The 19,203-nt window shown below is 65.4% G+C and carries 18 protein-coding genes; 12 read left to right on the top strand and 6 right to left on the bottom strand.

The window, feature by feature from the left end:
- The first annotated feature begins 13 nt into the window (after positions 1 to 13).
- From LV28_RS40780 to LV28_RS40770, 3 genes are all read left to right on the top strand, one after another.
- On the top strand, positions 14 to 1,318 hold the full coding sequence (locus LV28_RS40780) for an ABC transporter substrate-binding protein (protein ID WP_023873577.1): 1,305 nt from the start codon (positions 14 to 16) through the stop codon (positions 1,316 to 1,318).
- Between the two features lie 93 nt (positions 1,319 to 1,411).
- Positions 1,412 to 2,308, top strand: a complete 897-nt coding sequence (locus LV28_RS40775; protein ID WP_223272123.1) for a carbohydrate ABC transporter permease — start codon at positions 1,412 to 1,414, stop codon at positions 2,306 to 2,308.
- On the top strand, positions 2,305 to 3,189 hold the full coding sequence (locus LV28_RS40770; protein ID WP_255315213.1) for a carbohydrate ABC transporter permease: 885 nt from the start codon (positions 2,305 to 2,307) through the stop codon (positions 3,187 to 3,189). The genes LV28_RS40775 and LV28_RS40770 overlap by 4 nt, the downstream gene beginning before the upstream one ends.
- A gap of 102 nt (positions 3,190 to 3,291) precedes the next feature.
- Here the strand turns inward: LV28_RS40770 and LV28_RS40765 are convergent, their stop codons facing one another.
- The 3 genes from LV28_RS40765 to rarD form a co-directional block, all read right to left on the bottom strand.
- Positions 3,292 to 3,753, bottom strand: a complete 462-nt coding sequence (locus tag LV28_RS40765; RefSeq protein ID WP_023873578.1) for a universal stress protein — start codon at positions 3,751 to 3,753, stop codon at positions 3,292 to 3,294.
- Positions 3,754 to 4,066: 313 nt separating this feature from the next.
- The gene (locus LV28_RS40760; RefSeq protein WP_023596941.1) at positions 4,067 to 4,321 is read right to left on the bottom strand and encodes a hypothetical protein; all 255 of its coding nucleotides are present in this window, start codon (positions 4,319 to 4,321) and stop codon (positions 4,067 to 4,069) included.
- A 136-nt stretch (positions 4,322 to 4,457) separates the two neighbouring features.
- Positions 4,458 to 5,378 carry an EamA family transporter RarD gene (gene rarD, locus LV28_RS40755; RefSeq protein ID WP_038620485.1) on the bottom strand — a complete coding sequence of 307 codons (921 nt, stop codon included), beginning with the start codon at positions 5,376 to 5,378 and terminating at the stop codon, positions 4,458 to 4,460.
- A 210-nt stretch (positions 5,379 to 5,588) separates the two neighbouring features.
- Here rarD and hisN point away from each other — a divergent pair, with 210 nt between their 5' ends.
- Positions 5,589 to 6,398: a histidinol-phosphatase gene (gene hisN, locus LV28_RS40750; RefSeq protein ID WP_038620488.1), complete on the top strand. Its 810-nt coding sequence runs from the start codon at positions 5,589 to 5,591 to the stop codon at positions 6,396 to 6,398.
- Positions 6,399 to 6,465: 67 nt separating this feature from the next.
- On the opposite strand, the gene LV28_RS40745 is transcribed toward hisN, so the two are convergent.
- Positions 6,466 to 7,797, bottom strand: coding sequence for an MATE family efflux transporter (locus LV28_RS40745; protein WP_023596938.1), 1,332 nt, complete (start codon positions 7,795 to 7,797; stop codon positions 6,466 to 6,468).
- A gap of 283 nt (positions 7,798 to 8,080) precedes the next feature.
- Between LV28_RS40745 and LV28_RS40740 the strand changes: the two genes are divergently transcribed.
- The 6 genes from LV28_RS40740 to LV28_RS40720 all read left to right on the top strand — a co-directional run bounded on the left by LV28_RS40740 (position 8,081) and on the right by LV28_RS40720 (position 16,285).
- The gene (locus tag LV28_RS40740) at positions 8,081 to 8,413 is read left to right on the top strand and encodes a YXWGXW repeat-containing protein (RefSeq protein WP_063599102.1); all 333 of its coding nucleotides are present in this window, start codon (positions 8,081 to 8,083) and stop codon (positions 8,411 to 8,413) included.
- An 819-nt stretch (positions 8,414 to 9,232) separates the two neighbouring features.
- Complete coding sequence (gene aspT, locus LV28_RS40735) at positions 9,233 to 10,921, top strand: aspartate-alanine antiporter (protein ID WP_038620491.1); 1,689 nt, start codon at positions 9,233 to 9,235, stop codon at positions 10,919 to 10,921.
- A 156-nt stretch (positions 10,922 to 11,077) separates the two neighbouring features.
- Positions 11,078 to 12,763: an aspartate-alanine antiporter gene (aspT, locus tag LV28_RS40730; RefSeq protein WP_038620493.1), complete on the top strand. Its 1,686-nt coding sequence runs from the start codon at positions 11,078 to 11,080 to the stop codon at positions 12,761 to 12,763.
- 135 nt (positions 12,764 to 12,898) lie between these two features.
- Positions 12,899 to 14,512: a bifunctional aspartate transaminase/aspartate 4-decarboxylase gene (locus tag LV28_RS40725; protein ID WP_038620496.1), complete on the top strand. Its 1,614-nt coding sequence runs from the start codon at positions 12,899 to 12,901 to the stop codon at positions 14,510 to 14,512.
- 82 nt (positions 14,513 to 14,594) lie between these two features.
- A complete protein-coding gene (locus LV28_RS48840; protein ID WP_155252878.1) occupies positions 14,595 to 14,759 on the top strand; it encodes a hypothetical protein in 165 nt (54 codons plus the stop codon).
- Between the two features lie 239 nt (positions 14,760 to 14,998).
- Positions 14,999 to 16,285, top strand: a complete 1,287-nt coding sequence (locus LV28_RS40720; protein ID WP_144347384.1) for a ShlB/FhaC/HecB family hemolysin secretion/activation protein — start codon at positions 14,999 to 15,001, stop codon at positions 16,283 to 16,285.
- Here the strand turns inward: LV28_RS40720 and LV28_RS40715 are convergent.
- On the bottom strand, positions 16,269 to 16,772 hold the full coding sequence (locus tag LV28_RS40715; RefSeq protein WP_081326917.1) for an SLOG cluster 4 domain-containing protein: 504 nt from the start codon (positions 16,770 to 16,772) through the stop codon (positions 16,269 to 16,271). The genes LV28_RS40720 and LV28_RS40715 overlap by 17 nt on opposite strands.
- A gap of 331 nt (positions 16,773 to 17,103) precedes the next feature.
- On the opposite strand from LV28_RS40715, the gene LV28_RS40710 reads away from it, so the two are divergent.
- Positions 17,104 to 17,580 (top strand): hypothetical protein, encoded by a 477-nt coding sequence (locus LV28_RS40710; RefSeq protein WP_023596931.1) that lies wholly within the window; start codon positions 17,104 to 17,106, stop codon positions 17,578 to 17,580.
- Positions 17,581 to 17,931: 351 nt separating this feature from the next.
- On the top strand, positions 17,932 to 18,780 hold the full coding sequence (locus LV28_RS40705) for an EamA family transporter (RefSeq protein WP_023873583.1): 849 nt from the start codon (positions 17,932 to 17,934) through the stop codon (positions 18,778 to 18,780).
- Positions 18,781 to 18,933: 153 nt separating this feature from the next.
- On the opposite strand, the gene LV28_RS40700 is transcribed toward LV28_RS40705, so the two are convergent.
- A complete protein-coding gene (locus tag LV28_RS40700) occupies positions 18,934 to 19,167 on the bottom strand; it encodes a formate dehydrogenase subunit delta (RefSeq protein ID WP_023596929.1) in 234 nt (77 codons plus the stop codon).
- Between the last annotated feature and the right edge of the window lie 36 nt (positions 19,168 to 19,203).

Here is a 19,203-nt window from a genome sequence, read left to right as displayed (position 1 = left end):
GGAACCAAGCGATATGCGACGCACGATTCTGAAAACGTTTGCAGCCACTCTGGCCACGCTGGCATTGGGCGGCCTGACGGGCACGGCCGTGGCACAACAGAAGCCGGTCGAACTGACGTTCTATTACCCGGTCGCGGTGGGCGGGCCCGTCACGAAGATCATCAACGATCTGGTGGCGGACTTCGAGAAGACGCATCCGACGATCAAGGTCAAGCCGGTGTACGCCGGGACGTATCAGGATTCCGTCGTCAAGGCATTGACGGCGGCAAAGGCGGGTACGCCGCCGCAGGTCGCCGTGCTCGCCGCCGCCGACGTGTTTACGCTGATCGACGAAGACGCCGTGGTGCCGATCGACAGCATTGCGAACACGCCGGCCGACAAGCAGTGGCTCGACAGCTTCTACCCGGCGCTGATGATGAATTCGCGCATCGACGGTCACACCTGGGGCGTGCCGTTCCAGCGCTCGACCATCGTGATGTACTGGAACAAGGACATGTTCCGCGAAGCCGGGCTCGACCCCGAGCGCGCGCCGGCGAACTGGACCGAGCTCGCCAGCTACGCGCAGAAGCTCACCCGGCGCGATGCTTCGGGCAACGTGACGCAGTGGGGCATCAAGGTGCCGTCGACGGGCTTCGGCTACTGGCTGTTCCAGGCGTTCACCACGCCGGCCGGGATCGAGCTGATGAACGCGTCGGGCAACAAGACGTTCCTCAACGCGCCGCAGGCCGTGGAGTCGCTGCAGTTCTGGGTGGATCTCGCGGCGAAGTACAAGGCCATGCCGACGGGATCGATCGAATGGGGCACCACGCCGAAGGACTTCCTGGAGAAGAAGGCGGCCATCATCTACACGACGACCGGCAACCTGACCAACATTCGCACCAACGCGACGTTCCCGTTCGGCGTGGGCAAGATGCCGTCGAAGGTGCGGGGCGGCAGTCCGACCGGTGGCGGCAACTTCTACGTGTTCAAGAAGAGCACGCCGCAGGAGAAGGAGGCGGCGATGACGTTCATCAAGTGGGCCACCACGCCGGAGCGTGCCGCGCAGTTCGGCATCGACACGGGCTACGTGGCGGTCACGCCGGCCGCGTGGGAGACGCCGGCGATGAAGGACTACGTGCGGAAGGTGCCTGCCGCCGCGGTGGCGCGCGACCAGCTCGGCAGCAGCGTGGCGGAGTTCTCGACGCACGACAACCAGCGCGTGACGAAGGCCCTCAACGACGCGCTTCAGGCGGCGTTGACCGGCACCAAGTCGCCGAAGCAGGCGCTCGACGACGCGCAGCGCGAAGCGGATCGCATCTTGCGTCCGTACGCACGCTGATCGCCGCCGCCATGCCCTGACATGTGGGGCCGGCGTCGTGCGGCAGACGTCGCTCGTGCACCGGTCCCACGCATCGATTCGATGGACCGTTCCGTGAACCGTACCGTGACTCGCGCCGACCTGCGCCACTCGTCATGGGTGCCGTGGCTGCTGCTGGCGCCGGCGCTCGTGCTGCTCGTTGCCTTTACGCACTATCCGGCCCTCGCCACGGTGTGGCACAGCGTCTTTTCGACCGCGCGCGCCGGCGCGCCGTCGATCTTCGTCGGCACCGAGAACTATCAATTGCTGCTCGATGACCCGGTGTTCTGGCAGGCGCTGCGCAACAACGTGCTGTTTGCACTGGTCACCGTGCCCGTGGCGATCGGGCTGTCGATCGTCATGGCCTTGTGGGTGCATCGCGAGGTGCCCGGGCGCGCGCTGCTGCGTCTGGCGTATTTCACGCCGGCGATCCTGCCGATGATCGCCGTGGCGAACATCTGGCTCTTCTTCTACACACCGCAGTACGGACTGATTGCGCAGATCTCGCAGGCGCTGGGCTGGGGCGATCACAACTGGCTCGGCCAGCCCGGCACGGCGCTCCCGGCGCTCATGGTCGTGACGATCTGGAAGGAAGCCGGCTTCTTCATGATCTTCTATCTGGCTGCGCTGCAACAGATCTCGCCCACGCTTGCCGAAGCCGCCGCGCTCGAGGGCGCCTCGCGCTGGCAGTTTTTCCGCCGGGTGCAATGGCCGCTGCTCATGCCCACGACCGTCTTCGTGGTGATCAATGCCCTCATCAATGCGTTCCGCCTCGTCGATCATGTGGTGGTGATGACGCGCGGCGGGCCGGACAACGCCACGCAACTGCTGCTGTATTACATCTATCAGGTGGCCTTCAGCTTCTGGGACACCGCATATGCGGCGGCGCTCACCGTCGTGTTGCTGACGCTGCTCGCCATCGTGGCCCTTGTGAAATTTCGTCTGCTCGACTCACGCACGCACTATCAATGACGACTTCCGCCAATCCCGGCGCCGCGAGCGGCACATCGGCCAACGCCCGCGCGGCGCTGCCCGCGTTTTCCTCGACCGGCCACACCGGTTTTCCCGACGTGGCAGGAGCCTGGCTGCTCGGCCTGCTGTGGCTGCTGCCATTGCTCTATGCGCTGTGGAGCGCGTTTCATCCGTCGGCCTATGCCACGAGGTTCTCCCTGGACGCGCCGCTCACGCTCGAGAACTTCGTGCACGCATGGCAGGCCGCGCCTTTCGGGCGTTATCTGGTCAACACGTTCGTGCTCGTGACGGTAATCCTGGCGGCGCAGCTGGTACTCGCCACGCTCGCGGCCTATGCGTTCGCTCGCTTCACGTTCCGTGGCAGCGAGGTCGCGTTCATGGTGGTACTGCTGCAATTGATGGTGATGCCCGACGTGCTGATCGTGGAGAACTACCGCACGATCGCCTGGATGGGACTGCGCGACACGATCCTCGGCATTGCGCTGCCGTACTTCGCCTCGGCGTTCGGCATATTCCTGTTGCGTCAGGCTTTCAAGACGGTGCCGCGCGAGCTCGACGATGCCGCGCGCGTGGAAGGGGCCAGTGCGTGGCAAGTGCTTTGGCGGGTGTATGTGCCGCGCGCACGTCCGGTCTACGTGGCCTACGCGCTGGTGTCGATCAGTCACCATTGGAACAACTTCCTGTGGCCGCTCATCGTGACGAACTCGGTCGAGACGCGTCCGCTCACGGTTGGACTGCAGGTGTTTTCGTCGACCGATCAGGGTATCGACTGGTCGCTGATCACGGCGGCGACGTTGATGACGGCAGCGCCCCTGTTCATCGCATTTCTGCTGTTTCAGCGTCAATTCGTGCAGTCGTTCATGCGTGCCGGCATTCGCTGACGGCGCGGTGCAGGCGCCACGCAAAAACGGCACGCGCGCGGCGTGCCGTTTTCATTTGCGCCGGACATACCGGCCGGCGCATGGGTGCCTGGGCGTGCGAAGTTACTTGTCGCTGGCCTTCACGAGCAGCACGGGCAAGGTGGTGATGCGCAGCAGCGTTTCCGCCACGCTGCCGAGCAGCAGACGGTTGATGCCGCGTCGGCCATGGGTGCCCAGCACGATCACGTCGGCATTCCATTCCTGCGCTTCGCGCAATACGGCGTCGGCGATTTCGTCAGTGCCGGCTTCGAGCGTGATCATCTTTGTCTCGGCATCGACACCGCGCTTCTTCAGGTCGGCCTGAGCGGTGGCGAGAATCTCGTGCGTTTCCTTCTCGAACGACTCCTGGCTTTCCAGCGGCACGAAACCGCTGTAGGCGCCGGCGGCGTAGGCGTTGGCGAGTGACGGCACAACCGATACCAGGCGGATCTTGCCCTGGCTGAGCGCGACGAGTTTGACCGCTTCGTCGATGGCACGGTTCGAGGGCGTGCTGCCGTCGATCGAAACCAGAATGCGTTCGTACATGATGGTGTCCTCTTTGGGCTGGGATTGCGTGAAATGCCTGCCTGACGTGATGCCGCTTGCGACGTCGCTCCCCAACAGGGAAATGGGAGGGGCGGTGGCCGGAGGCTTTCGTGGCCGGATGGCCGGCGGGAACGCTTCAGGACTCTTTCATTCTCGCACCGCGCGTGGCCAAAGTCATCCCGCGCAACGCGTGGGAGTTGACCGCGCGCAATAACGCATCGTAATGCCAACGGCCGGCGTGTGCACGCCAGAGGTGTGTGGTCCCCTCAGCGCGATGCCCCGGCGCCGGGTGATGGCGCGCCCACGATCGGCATCAGCCCGGCTGGCAGGCAATCACGATATTGGCCACGCCGCCGCTCACGTCGCGCGTAAGCACGTCGTAGCCCTTTTGCTGGCATTGGGTACGCGCGCGCTGGTCGCAATCGCCGGCCACGGTGGCCGAGCACTGGATTTGCTGGGTCGGACGACCGTCCGAAGTGAACAGCGGCGCAGACGAGCCGCAAGCGGACAGGGTGACGGCGAGAAGCCCCGGGGACAGCAGAATGGCGATCTTGGCGAGATTTTTCATAAGGGTCGTCTTACAAGCTCTCGCGAGTATAACGCGGCGATTCGGCATTGCACGCCGGGCCACCGGCGGCCTTCGCCGCGCCGGCTTCCCGGTACGGCGGCGGATCGTCGGATCGCCGGATCGCCGGTCCCCCGGGTCAGGCCGACGGCGGCGATTTCCCAAAGGCGCCGACGATGCGCTGGCGGCGCAGCGTGCGCAGGCTGTCGAAGACGATCAATGCCACGCCGACCCAGATGGGGGCATACGTCCATAGGCCGCGTTCGGTGAAAGGCTCTCCCAACAGGAAGACGGAAACGGCGAACAGCAGCACCGGTTCCACGTAGCTGAGAATGCCGTACACCCCGATGGGCAGCATGCGCGCGGCGGCCAGCGTGCTCGCGAGGGCACTGGCACTGAGCAGCCCGAGCGCGGGCAGCCAGAACCAGAAGCGCGGCTCGGCGATCACCCGCGCATTGTCCGGCCATGCCTGCCACAGCACGACCGCGGCCACGGGCGTCATGGCGAGCAACTCCATGATGAACGCGCTCAGCGCGTCGAGTCGCAAGCGGCGGCGCAGCATGAAATATGGCGGATAGCCGAACATGATGAGCGCGGTGACCCAGGACAAGGCGCGCGTTGCCCAGAGTTCGTGGGCGACGCCCAGCGCGGCGGCAATGACCGCGGCCGTCTGTAGCGGTGAGAGCCGTTCCTGGTAGACGGTGCGGCCCGCCAGCACCATGGTCAGCGGCAAGAGGAAGTAGCCCAGGGAGACGTCCAGCATGCGTTGCTGCAGCGGCGCCCAGACGAAAAGCCACAACTGGACGCTCAGCATGGCGGCGCAAAGCAGCACGGCGCCAAGCAGGCCGGGGCGATGCAAGACGTGGGAAAACGTGCTGGCCAGCACGTTCGTGCGGCGCAGCGCGGCCACGATGACCAGCGTGCCCGGCAGCGTGAGCAGGATGCGCCAGGCGAAAACGTCCAGCCCGGACAGGGGCGCCAACTGCGCAACGAGCGCCGGCATGATCGAAAACATGACCGACGCCGAGACAGAGAGCATGACGCCGCGACCGGAAAGCATGGGAATCCTGTGAGATGAGGTCAAGCGGGGCCTGGCACCCCCGGAATCAGGCCGCGAGCATAGCAAATTTGCACCAGATTCGGGCGCTTGTCATACGTCGGGTGCAGAATGACGCATCCACACGCGCGTATGATCGCGCTTGATCGAACGTTTTACGGAACGTTTCCCATTGTTGCCGCCTTGCGTGGCTTCCCAGCAGGAGAATCGTGTATGTCGTCCGCCCCCGCCACCCCTGCCGTCGCCGAATATGCGGCGTTTGCCGCCTCGCTCGCCGACGCCGTGCGGCCGCTGTCGCTGGGTTGGTTCCGCCGTCGTCTTGCCGTGGACGACAAAGCGGACGAGAGTCCGGTCACGATCGCCGACCGCGAGGTCGAGACCGCGCTTCGCGACAGGATCGCGGCGCGCTATCCGTCGCACGGCATCTGGGGCGAGGAGTTCGGCAAGACCGGGCTCGATGCGGAGTACGTTTGGTCGGTCGACCCGATCGACGGCACGCGCAGTTTCATTACCGGCCACCCATTGTGGGGCACGCTGCTCGCGCTGCTGCACCGCGGCAAGCCGGTCGTCGGCGTGATCGACATTCCGGCAACGGGGGAGCGCTGGATCGGCATCAACGATGCCGCAGCGGGGCTGTGCGAAGCCCGGTTCGGTGGCGAGGTGTGCACCACCAGTCCGGTCCGGACGCTTGCCGATGCGACCGTGTACGCCACGTCGCCCGACATTTTCGATGCCGCCGAATACGCGCGCTTCGAGCGGTTGACGAAGGCGGTCAGTCGGCGCCGTTTCGGAGGCGATTGCTACGCCTATGGTCTGCTCGCCAGCGGGCACATCGAGTTGGTCATGGAGGCGGGGCTGCAAACTTACGACTATCTGGCCGTGGCACCCGTCATCGAGGCGGCCGGCGGCGTGATCACCGACTGGGACGGCAAGCCGCTCACGCTCACCTCGCAGGGGCGCGTGCTCGCCGCGGCCAACGCGGACTTGCACGCCGCCGCACTGGCGTGCATTGGCGTCGACTGACTCCGCAGCCGACGCCACCCCGCCGCGCCAAGGCAGGCGCCGCGCGTGCTTGCGGCATTGCGACCGGTCAGGCGGACCGATGCGGCAGGCCGCGCCAGATGCGCGGCAGCAGCGCGCCGAGCACGATGCCGCGCGTGGCGAGAAACGCCATGAGCGCGACCCACAGGCCGTGATTGCCCCAGACGTCGAGCGTGAAAGGCATGACCGCACCGAACACCAGCAAGCCGACCAGCGACGAAGTGAGCAGCTCGCGGGTTCGGGTCGCACCGATGAACACGCCGTCGAGCTGAAAGCACCACACGGCGACGATCGGCGAGAGCACGGCCCACGGCAGGAATTCGCGCGCGGTCTCGCGCAGCACCGGTTGGTCGGTGAGGGCGTCGATGATCGCACCGCCCGCTACGGCATAGACCAGTGCGAAACCGCTCGCGCACGCCAGCGCCCAACCCAGCGACAGCCGGATCGCGTGCAGCAATGCCTGTCGTTCGCGCGCGCCCACGTAGGCGCCGACCAGCGCTTCGGCCGCATGCGCGAAGCCGTCGAGACCGTAGGCCATGAACGTCTGGAAGTTCAGCAACAGGGCGTTGGCCGCCAGGGTGGTGTCGCCGAGCCGGGCGCCGACCCGGGCGAACCAGGCGAACGCCAGTTGCAGGAACAGCGTTCGCAGGAAGATATCGACATTCAGGCGCAACAGACGCCACAGGGCGCTGCGCTCCGTGAGCGTGGCCAGGCGCAGCGGCGCCAGTCCGGGCGTGCGCGAGCGCCACAGCAACCAGGCGCCCAGGGCGAAGCCCAGGACATCGGCCAGCGCCGTGGCCGTGGCAATGCCTGCCACGCCCTGATCGAAGCCGCGCACCAGGACCAGCACGGCCGCGACGTTCACCAGATTGATAAATACCTGCACTGCCAGGCCCTGGCGCACGCGCTGGCACGCCAGCAGGTAGCCGAGCACGACGTAGTTGCCCAGGGCGAGCGGTGCGGCGACGATGCGGATGCTCGCATATTCGCGTGCGAGCGACTGGACCTGCTCGCTGCCGCCGAGCCACGACACGCCGAGCGATACGAGCGGATGACGCAGCAGGAGCAGCGCCGCGCCGATGAGGAACGCGAGCGCCAGCGCGCGGGCGAGGGTGTCGCGCAGTCCCTGGGCGTCGCGTGCGCCGAATGCCTGCGCGGCGAGGCCGGTGGTGCCCATGCGCAGAAACGAGAAGCCCCAGAAGATCAGGTTCAGCAGCAGTGCCCCGAGCGCAACGCCGCCCAGATAGGCCGGCCCCGGCAGATGACCGGCGACCGCCGTGTCGACGGCCGAAAGCAGGGGCTGGGTGAGGTTGGCGAGCACGATCGGCAGCGCCAGGCGAAGCAATTGCCGGTGACCGGCGGCCGCGGGGGCAGGGTTCATGGGATGTCGGTGCGGCGACCGTTCATGGCGGCCCCGTCGGAAGCCGCGCGCGGCGGCAGGTTGTGCGTGCGCCCGATTATAAAGTCCGGGCGGTACAATGCATAACTTCCTCGCCATCATTGACCGTGTGCGTATGTCGTCTGCGTCGCTCCCCACCGTGTGTGCGTCTTCGTCCGCCTCTGCATCCACAGCGTCCCCCGCGTCTACCCTGTCTACCGTGTTCCCCCTGCGCTCCTCGTTCCAGACATTGTCGACACGCGTCCTGCGCGCCGCGACGTCACGCGTGCATCGTCGCCACGCGCTGGCTGTCGTATTGTGTCTGGCGAGCCTGCCCGTGCTCGCCGATGTCACGTTGCAGCGAGGCCCGCCGCCGCCGCGCTTCGAGAATCCCCCCGCCGCACCGAAAGGGCAGTTCTGGGTGCCGGGGTATTGGCAATGGAAAGACGGCCGCTACGACTGGGTCGACGGTCACATGGAAGCCAGGCGTCCCGGCATGCGCTACACCGCCCCGCACTGGGAAGAAACCGGCGAGCATCAATGGACGTTGCGTGAGGGCAAGTGGGATCGCAGCGGCTGGGGCCCGGGCACGATCCACGAAATTCGCGCACCCGAATGATGTGCCTCCCGCTGGCTTCCGACGCGCATTCGATGCGTGCGTGACAAGGCTGTGACAGGGCGTCGCAGTCAGTCGCCTGTTTGAAGCGTTTTCACCCTCGCGGACGACGCCCCCGGACCGCCGACCGAACTTTCCGATACCGCTGTGCCGCGACTTCATCGACTTCATCGACATCTCGGCGCGGTCCTATGGGGGCACGAATATTAGTCAGTATTCCAATTCAACGCGATGCGTACAGCAATCGACACGCACGCGGCGCGCTTGTTACGCGAAACATATTGACACGTCCAGAGCGTTGAACAACACTATGCCGACACCGCGTCGCCACGAAACGCGGAACAGTCGCAGATCGCGTAATTTTTATTACTGATGTGTTCCGTTGCGCGAATCGCGCATGTGCGCAAAGTACTGCAATGCGTCGCATGTGACTGGAGGTGTATCGCCTGAAGGCTTCCGGGAGGGGGCGAGCGTCATCGATTATCGGGTTGTCTCAACGTCTTGGGATCCGCTATGAACGTCGTACGCTTTGACCGAAGTGTCCTTTGCCGGATACGCCTCGTCTCCCGGTATCTCGTGGTTCCCACAACATTGCCCGGCGGATTCACGCCGAGGTGCAATGCTCAAGCTGGTTAGGCCGGAGATACCGGTCTGCTGTCTCGATCCGCATGTCGCGCGACATGGGATCTGTCGTCTTCTGAATTTTCCCTGACCCGACCCGCACCAGGAAGCCCGGTGTGAGCCGGTTGCGTTGCGAAGCTCGTCGTATCGTCGGTTGTGGATCCCCCGGGGATTCATCGTGCACCTTAGGCAGGAGCCTGTATGCAGTGTTCGATTCCGCTGTTCGATGCCGTGCCGTTGATCACCGTGTTCGTCTGTGTGGTGCTGGGCCAGTGGCTCGGACGCATCAGGCTTGGCCCGATTCAGCTCGGTGGCGTGTGCGGTGCGTTGCTCGTTGCGCTGCTTGTCGGGCAGACCGGCTGCATGGCAGAGGGGTCGCTCAAGGATTTTGCATTCGCCCTTTTCATTTTCGCGATGGGTTTTTCCGCCGGGCCTCAGTTCGTGGAGAACCTGAACCTGCGCGGGCTGCGCTTCGGCGTGCTCTCCATAATCGAAGTGGTGTTCGTGTTCGGCATCGTGATGATCGCGGTGAAGGTGCTGGGGCTCGATCCGGGCACGGCCGGCGGTCTCGCGGCGGGTGCCGCGACCGAGTCGGCGATGGTGGGCACGGCCATCGAAGCGCTCAACCGCCTCGGCCTCGCGCCGGACAATTTCAGCACCTGGCAGGCGAACGTGGTGACGGCCTACACGCTTACCTACGTTTTCGGTCTGATCACGATCGTGCTCTTCACCAATTTGCTGGCGCCGAAGTTGCTGGGTATCGATCTCAAGCAGGACAGCGCGCGGCTCGCGCGCGAGATGGACGAGGACAACGGCGACACGCTCGGGGCGCCTGCCGCTCCCGATCTGGTGGGGCGCAGCTATCGCGTCGCGCATCCCGGCCTGACCGTGGCGGCCGTCGAAGGCGCGTTCGAAGGGCGGGTGGCGGTCGAGCGCGTGTGGCGCGCCGCGTCGGCGGTGGCGGTCGCCCAGCCGCTCGTGCTGGAGGTGGACGACGAACTGCTTCTCGTCGGGCGCCGCGACGCCATGCTCGAAGCGCATGCGCTCGTGGGCCCGGAAGTGGCGGGTACGCAGACCAACGAGATCGTGCTCGTCGAGCGCGACTATGTCATGACGAACAAGGCCGCCGAGGGACGTACGGTCGCCGAATTGCGCCGCGAAGCGCCGCTGGAGGTGCGCCACGGCGTCTTCGTCAAGTCCGTGAAGCGCATGGGCCTGCAATTGCCCTCGCTCGGAAAGATCGCGCTGCAGATTGGCGACGTCGTGACGCTGCAGGGGCTGCAAAGCGATGTCGAGCGCGCTGGCGAGGTGCTCGGCAAGCCGGTGCCGCACGGTAACAAGACGAGTCTCGTGTTCGTGGGGCTCGCGTTGATCGTGGGCCTGTGCATCGGCCATCTGTCGGTGCGCATCGGCGGTGTTCCGATGACCCTTGGCTCGGGCGGGGGCGCGTTGCTCAGCGGACTGGCCAGTGGCTGGCTGCTCTCGCGGCGTCCGACATGGGGTACGTTTCCGCCGGCAGCGTACGAATTGCTCAAGGATCTCGGTCTGGCCGTCTTCGTGGTGTGCGTCGGCTTGTCGGCCGGACCCCAGGCGGCCGTATTGCTGCGCGAGCACGGGCTGGCGTTGCCGGTCATCGGGATCTGCGTGTCGCTCGTGCCCGCGCTGGTGTCGCTCTGGGTCGGCCACAAGCTGCTGCGCATCGACGGGCCGATTCTGATCGGTGCGATTGCGGGTCAGCAGGCGAGCACGCCCGCGATCAGCGCGGTGGTGCAAACGGCGGACAGCGCATTGCCGGTGGTGGGATACACGGTGACCTATGCACTGTCGAATGTGCTGCTGCCGCTCATGGGGCCGGCGGTGGTATTCGTGGCCCATCAGTTCGCGCGTTGATCGTCGGCCACGTCGCACGGTTCAAGCCTCGACAACGCATCCCGGTGTGCGGGGCAAGCAGGGAAGGACGCAAGAATTCATCGGCAAACGACGGCCTCACGGACACGATCCGGGGCGCGCCGCGCGCCGCCCCCATTTCTTGACGGAGGTTCTGCGGTGGAACTAGTACATTCGATTCTCAATCATGTCCCGGAGGTCGCGATCTTTCTGTCGCTCGCCCTCGGGTACGCCATCGGGGCGATCAAATTCGGCTCGTTCCAGTTGGGAGGCGTTGGCGGCTCGCTGCTGGTGGCCGTCGTCGTCTCCCAGATCGGCATTTCGGTGGACGCGGGTGTGAAGAGCATCATGTTCGCGCTGTTCATCTACGCCGTGGGCTACGAGAGCGGCCCGCAGTTCTTCAGCTCGCTCTCGCGCAAGACGCTGCGCGAGATCGCCATGGCGGTGTTCCTCGCGGCGTCGGGCCTCGTCACGGTGCTCATCTGCGCGAAGCTCTTCGGCTTCGACAAGGGGCTTGCCGCAGGCGTGGCCGGGGGGGGACTTACGCAATCGGCCATCATCGGCACGGCGGGCGATGCCATCTCGCGCCTCGGCCTGTCGGTCGACGAAGTCAAGCGGCTGCAGTCGGAGGTGGCCATCGGCTACGCCGTGACGTACATCTTCGGCAGCCTGGGGGCGATCATTGTGTGCGCGTCGCTTGTGCCCAGGCTCATGGGCCGAACGCTCAAGGAAGACGCGAAGAAGGCCGAGCTCGCGATGGCCGGCGGACGTGCCGTGCTGTCGGCCGATCAGGTCGATTCGCTGCCGGCGCTCGTCGGTCGCGTGTATCGGGTGACGACCGGCGCGGGCAAGCGGGTGATCGACGTCGAGAAGCAGCTGACCGACGGCGTGACCATCGAGCGCCTGCGGCGCAAGGGCAAGATCATCATCGCGACCGACGATCTGGTGCTCGAGGCGGGCGACGACGTGATGCTCATCGGGCGCCGCGAGGCCGCCACCGACGCGTGGCGCCTGCTCGGCGACGAGCAGCGCCCGTCGCAGGACCTCGATATCGCGCTGCGCATGCAGGAGGTGGTGTTCGCCCGAAAGGGCGGCAACGGCAAGACGCTGGGCGAACTCAAGGCGGGCGTCGAGCGCGACGTCAAGCACGGCGTGTACATCGCGAAGATCATGCGCATGGGACAGCCCGTGCCCGTGCTCGACGACACCGTTGTGTACCACGGCGACGTGGTGACCCTATACGGCGCCGACAGCGACGTGCAACGCGCCGCGAAGGAGGCCGGCTATCCCGTGGCCTATTCCGTGAAGACCGACTATGTGTACATGGGCATCGGCATCGTGGTCGGTTTGCTCATCGGCTACATCGTCGTCAAGGTCGGCGGTATTCCGCTCACGCTCGGCAGCGGTGGTGGGGCGCTGCTCGCGGGGCTGGTGTTCGGATGGCTGCGCGGCAAGCACCCGACGTTCGGCGCCATGCCGCTCGCGGCGAGTTCGTTGCTCAAGGAACTAGGTCTGGCCACGTTCGTGACCTGCGTGGGGCTTTCCGCCGGCGCGCAGGCGTGGCAGACGCTGCAGCAAAGCGGTGTGTCGATCTTTATCGCCGGCGTCATCGTCACCATCGTGCCGCTGTTGCTCACGTACCTGTTCGGGCGCTACGTGCTGCGCTACGACAACGTCGCCATTCTGGCCGGCGCATTGTCGGGGTCGCGCAGTGCGAACCCCGCCTTCGGCGAGATTCTCGACAAAGCCGAGAGCAACATACCGACGGTGCCGTTCGCCATTACGTATGCCATTGCCAACGTGCTGCTCACGCTGCTCGGACCGCTGGTCGTGTCGCTCGCCTAGCGGCGGGCCCAAGGCCGGATGCCGTGAGGACATTCGCCCGGATCGTCCGTCGTCTTCCCCCGGCCTGACGCACGCGTCAGGCCCTTGCGACGGATTCGTCATCGGTTGTTACTGGTTGTTCATGGAGAAATTGCTATGAAATCGAAGGAACTCGACGCACTCGCCAAACTCAGCCCGTTCGAATTCAAGGACACGCTGATCGAACTCGCGCAGGACAACGGCGCGCAGCGCTCGATGCTGAACGCCGGCCGCGGCAACCCGAATTTCCTCGCGCTCGAACCGCGTCACGGCTTCTTCCAACTGGGCCTGTTCGCGCTGTCGGAGGCGCAGCGCCAGTTCACCTACATGCCCGAAGGCGTCGGCGGCATTCCGCCGGGCAAGGGCGTCGAGGCCCGTTGGCTGGACTTCGCGCGCGAGAATCAGCACGCGCCGGGCGTGAAGTTTCTCGAGAAGGCGATCTCGTATGTCCGCGACCAGATGGGGCTCGTCGTCGAAGACTTCCTCACGGAGATGGTGCACGGCATTCTCGGCTGCAACTACCCGGTGCCTGACCGCATGCTTCGCAACACCGAGAAGATCGCCGCGAAATACCTGCGCCGGGAGATGGTCGGCAAGCACCCGTTCGTGGGCAACTTCGACGTGTTCGCGGTCGAAGGCGGCACGGCGGCCATGACGTACCTGTTCAACACACTCAAGACGAACCATCTGCTGCAGGCGGGCGACGCCATCGCGCTGGGCATGCCGATCTTCACGCCGTACATCGAGATTCCGGAGTTGGCGGACTATCAGTTGCACGAGGTGAACCTGAACGCCGATCCGGCGCTGGGCTGGCAATACTCGAAGAAGGAGCTCGACAAGCTGCTCGACCCGAAGATCAAGGCATTCTTCCTGGTGAATCCGAGCAACCCGCCGTCGGTCAAGCTCGACGACGCCTCGCTCGAACATCTGGCCGGCATCGTCAAGAAGCGCCCGGATCTCATCATCCTTACCGACGACGTTTACGGCACGTTTGCAGACGACTTCCGCTCGCTGTTCGCCATCGCGCCTTACAACACCATTCTCGTCTACTCGTATTCAAAGTATTTCGGTGCGACGGGCTGGCGCCTGGGCGCGATCGCCACCCACGAGAAGAATCTGCTCGACGACAGGATCGCCAAGCTGCCCAAGGCGCAGCGCGAGGGCCTCAACGCCCGCTACTCATCGATCACGACCGAACCCGAAAAGCTCAAGTTCATCGACCGTCTGGTGGCTGACAGCCGCGCCGTGGCGCTCAACCACACCGCCGGACTGTCGACGCCGCAGCAGGTGCAGATGGCGCTCTTCTCGCTGTTCTGCCTGATGGACGAGCCGGAAGCCTACAAGCACGCCGTCAAGCGCATCATCCGCCGGCGCAAGGCCGTTATGTATCGCGCGGCCGGCATCACGGAGGAGACAGGGCCGAACGCAGTCGACTACTACAACATTCTCGATCTCGAGGTATTGGGCACGAAGATCTACAGCAAGGGCTTCGTCGATTGGTTCATGAAGACGATCGATCCGTCGGAGGTGCTGTTCCGTCTCGCCAAGGAAAGTGGCGTCGTGCTGCTGCCCGGGAGAGGCTTCGGCACACTCCACCCGTCGGGCCGCGTGTCGCTTGCCAACCTGAACGAGCCCGACTACATCCAGATCGGCGCGACGGTGCGCAAACTCATGGATGAGTACAACGAGCGGTATCTGGCGGGCGGCAGCAAGGGCGGCAAGAAGAAGTAAGCCGCGCCGGGCGACGTCCCGAAGATTTCGGTGCCGCGCGACCTTGGCGAGGCACCCGTCGGCCCCCCTCGATCGTCCCTCCATGACGATCGACCATTGCCCGGGAATCATTTCCCGGGCTTTTTTAATAAAAATGCCCGCGCGGGGCGGGCAAAAATCACTACAGGGGAAGTCACGCGATATGAGTGGCAATATGGAGAAAGAGTTCCCGGCGATTTCTGATGTTTTCTGGCTGGCGGGGCGATAGGCGATCGACGTAAAATACCGGCTTGTCGCTATATCGCCTCTCGTGTCGGAACCGGTGCACAACGCCGAGGGACGGCGCCAGCGTGGGGCGGGATTTTCAGGTGTCGAATGTCGGTAAAGCCGGTCGTGCGGAGTCGCCTCCTGCTGGCCGCGTGCCTGGTTGCCGGACTCCCGGTGGGCGCGCACGCACAATCCTTGTTTTCGGATCCCAATCCGCCGTGTTTCACTGAGCGGAATGCCGTGTCCTACGGATTGTGGGATCGCGGCCTGTCGCCTCAGTATCTCGTGCCGCCCCCGCCGCCACCCGAGCCGGTGACACCGGACCCGGGCGCCGCCACCGATCCGATTGCCCTGTTCGCAGGCGCCGACCCGGGTGCCGTCGCCGCCACGGTCGATCGCGAGGCGGCGTCGCGTGCCGCCGCTTCCACCACTTCCACCACCTCCGACGCCACGGGCACACCTGCTTCCGCTTCCTCCCGGTCGACGTCTTCGGCCCCTTCCGCGGCGCCGGCGGATGCGATAGCCCAAGCGCCGCAACCCGCGTCGGCAGCATCGGCCGCCGATGCGTCGTCAGCGGACGCGCAAGTTGGCGCGGGCGCCGCGCTCGCAGATGGCGGCGCGCAGGCCATACCGGCGTCGCCACCGCTGCCGGCCGCGGATTTCGCCGTCGCGCCGGAGTTGAGTGCCGACGGTACCGCGATTTCCGCCGTGGACATCGACGCCGCTTCGGCTCCCGCGGCGGCGGCCGAGCCGGCACCGCTGCCCGACGTCGCGCCGCCGAACGCATTTCTCGCGCGCGCGTCGTGCTGGCGCGGCATGCCGCGCCACGAGAGCCTCGCGAACCGCAACATCCGCATGCTCATGCGTCGCGGACTCGTGGTGCGCGACGAGCAATTGCCGTTGATCGTGACGCGCAGTCGCACGAGCGGGGAGGGTGCTGTCGGTTTGCAGGTGCTCAACGAGCAGCCCTACAAGTTCAACGTCGGCGTGAACAACAGCGGCATGACCACCACGGGCAAGATGCAGGGCACCGCGAACCTGCTGATGAAAAACCCGCTAGGCATGTACGGACAGTTCAATACCACGGTGAGTCAGGATTTGCAGAACGCGCGTCGCGACGCCATGAACCGCGATCTGACGGCCAATTATTCCGTGCCGCTCGACTCGGACTGGACTGTCGGAATCCGGGGCTCGACCAATGCGGCCACCGACCAGATCGCCGCCGGCACTACACAGACGCAGACGTTGCAATGGCGCGTGCGCCGTGCGTTCGATGTCACCTCCAATGGCACGACCGGGATCGAGTTGCGTTACAACCGCAGCCGCACCGAGGATCCGAACGCGATCCACACGTACGACAGCTACGCCGAGGTGGGCCTGAGCCACACGCACTACCTTGGCACGTCGAAGCTCGACCTGTCGGTCATGCAGCGCCTGAACGCTCCATGGATGCCCTCGTCGGCCGGCCCGCCCGGGTGGTCCTACCGCTTCCAGTCGATCGACGCGAAGCTCACCGTGCCGTTCTGACAAACGCCATCACGGCATCGAGCGACATCGTTCGCACGAGCATTGCCGGCATGTCCGCGAAGTGCGCGTTATCCCCGAAGAGAATCACGGGTTTTCCGAAGCGAACGGCGAGCCCGACCTCGTCGCGGGTGCCGTGCGCGCCCGGGAGTGCGACGATGACGTCGCTCGAGAGCACGTTGATGTGATTGCGCGAGAGGGTACCCGCAGGCGCATTGGTTTGATGGCGTGGCAACGGGCTCACGATGGGAATTTCGACGAACGGATTCGGATAGCCGGGCAATGGCCGGTACGTGCCGTCGTCGCCCGTGGGCTCGGTCGGCACGACGCCGATGCTGCGTCCGGCGCGCTGCGGCACCGCGCAGAAGGCTTCGCTCACACTCGTCATCACGCCCCGGCCGCCGCCGGTCAGCAAGTGACAACCGGCCAGCGCGAGGGCGCGGCCCAGTGGTGCGGCGAGCTCGATCCACGGCTGTTTGCCGGAACCCATGACACCGACGGTTTGCATACGTAGGACAGTGGACATGGCGATAAGCGGAGTGAGGGCGGTGCCGATGATAAACGAATCGGCATGACCGGATGAGGCGGATGGCGGCGCCGGGCCGTTTGCGTGGACGAGGCGCAAAAAAAACCCGCCGGGTCGGCGGGCTGAGGAAGCAGGCCTCCCACGGGGAAGTGAAAGCCTGGCCTCGCGAGGTGTGTGCGAGACCCGTGTAGTATCGTGATCCTGACGGCGCTTGGCTATGGGCTAAGTCCTAAACTGCGTGTAAGACGCTTTCCAATTCCGTTTCCTAACCTTTCTGACGCTCCAGGGGCGAGAGATGACCGAACCGATTGATACCCTCCCGGCCGATGCCGCCCAGATTGCCGCGATGAAGACGCTTCGCGGCGCGCTGCTTGCACAACACAAGGTGCTCATCGACAACGATCGTCAGCAATACGAAGCAGTATTCGGACCGGTGCCGACGGGGCGTTTCGTGCAGTTGCTCACGGAAGATCCGTGGTTCCGCTGGCTCGATCCGCTCTCACGCCTGATCGTCGCGATCGACGAGTGGATGGAGCAGACGCCGCCCGTTGCGGACGCGGGCATCGCGCTCGCCGACGAAGCCGCGAAGCTGTTCCGCAACGCCGACGCCGAGTTTGGCGAGCGCTATCGTCTGGCATTGCAGCAGGCGCCGGACGCCGTGCTCGGCCAAAGTCAGGTCGTTGCCGCATTGCGCGCCGTGCCGCAGTCGCCGGCCGGCGGATCGCGGCCCGCGGCCTCGTCCGCGTCCGACAAAACGGTCCCGAATGCTTAAGCAGGAGGCCGATATGTCGGCAAGCCAGGGGGAGGGCGCTTGAGCAGGGAGGGGGCAGACCGTCAAGCCTAATATTTGTTCCAGTGCTGATCGTTTTTTGAGCAAGGCTCTTGACAGCCCCTGTTCACGGGGCATCCGGAAAGGTGGTGGCAGGTTATCCAGTGGGTTATCCACAAAGGGTGTGGACAACTTTTGCGTGCCCTGGCCTCCACGGGTGTCTGGCTCCGTGGGAATCCGCCCTGTTGGCTCTATGTCGAAAATTTGGCTGCTGCGACAATGGCCGTTTTCCCCCGTGCCGGAGCGCTACGCCGCCGCGCGTTTTCCGACACGCTCCCGCCACCTCCCATCGACATGACCACTTCGCCCGTCGTGCTGCTGGTGCTGCTCTCGGCACTCATGCATGCCACCTGGAACGCATTTCTCCACGCAAGTCCCGATCGTCTCTGGCAGGTGGGCATGATGGCGGTGCCCCAGTTGATCGCGGCGGTGGTGGGCATCTGCTGGCTGCCCATGCCCCCGATGCAGGTGTGGCCGCTCATCGTGCTCTCGGCGTGCGCGCAGGTGGCCTACACGGCGGCGCTGATCCGGGCGTATCGGGTCGGCGAGTTCGGGCAGATCTACCCGATCGCGCGCGGCATCTCGCCGCTGCTCATCTCGGGGGCGGCGCTGCTGCTCGCGGGGGAATGGCCGACCTGGATGGCGGTGGCGGGCATCGCCTGCATTTGTTCGGGCATTCTCTCGCTGGCGTTGCGCGGCCGTCGCTTCTCGGGCGACAGCGTGCCGGCGGCCCTGCTCACGGGCGTGTTCATCGCGACCTACACGATCATCGACGGATTCGGTGTGCGTCTGTCGAGCGGCAACGGCTTCGGCTATATCGCGTGGGCGTATCTGTTCGCGAGCGTGCCACTCGTCGGGGCGGTCTGGCGATTGCGGGGCGGATGGCGAGGCATGTGGCTCGCGCCGCCGCGCCGGGTGAGCGAAGCGCTCGGGGCGGGTGTCGTGGCGCAGTGCGCCTACGGCATGGTGGTGTTCGCGCTGCAATACCTGCCGATGGGTGTGGTCTCGGCGTTGCGCGAATCGAGCGCGATCTTCGCGGTCTTGCTGGGCTGGTTGTTCCTGCGTGAAAAGCTCAACGCCCGTCGCGTCGTGGCATGCGGCCTCGTCGTGGGCGGTGCGATTCTGATCAAGCTGGGCGCGTAGGGCACCTACCGCAACCGGAGTGCCCGGTGCAGCGGTTGCATTGGCCGCATCGGGTGAATCGGGTGAATCGGGTGCATCGGATGCCTCAGGCGCGACGAGCGCGCGAGCCGTCGCCCGCCGCCCGGCTTTTGCGAGTCCGTCTCGATGTCGGCATCAGCCGCGCGGCCAAAGCTCGGCGCGATGCGCGTTGATCGCGGCCACGACGATTTCACGCATCCCGTGACCGTCGGTGGCTTCGAGGTGTTCGAGAATCGTCATGCGCATGCGCGGTGCCCAGAAGCGCCGCAGGTGCCCGGCGATGTTCTCGAGCGCTTCGGTGCGATCGGGCATCGTCTCGAAAAAGTCCCCGATCTGATTGGCCATCTTGACCAGGTTGTCGGTGTCCATGATGTTTCTGTCCCCTGAAATCGTTCTCTGTTCGAG

The sequence above is a fragment of the Pandoraea pnomenusa genome (assembly GCF_000767615.3).
Lineage (GTDB): Bacteria > Pseudomonadota > Gammaproteobacteria > Burkholderiales > Burkholderiaceae > Pandoraea > Pandoraea pnomenusa.
The sequence above is the reverse complement of the archived record's forward strand: the minus strand, read 5'-3'. Positions and strand labels throughout refer to the sequence as shown.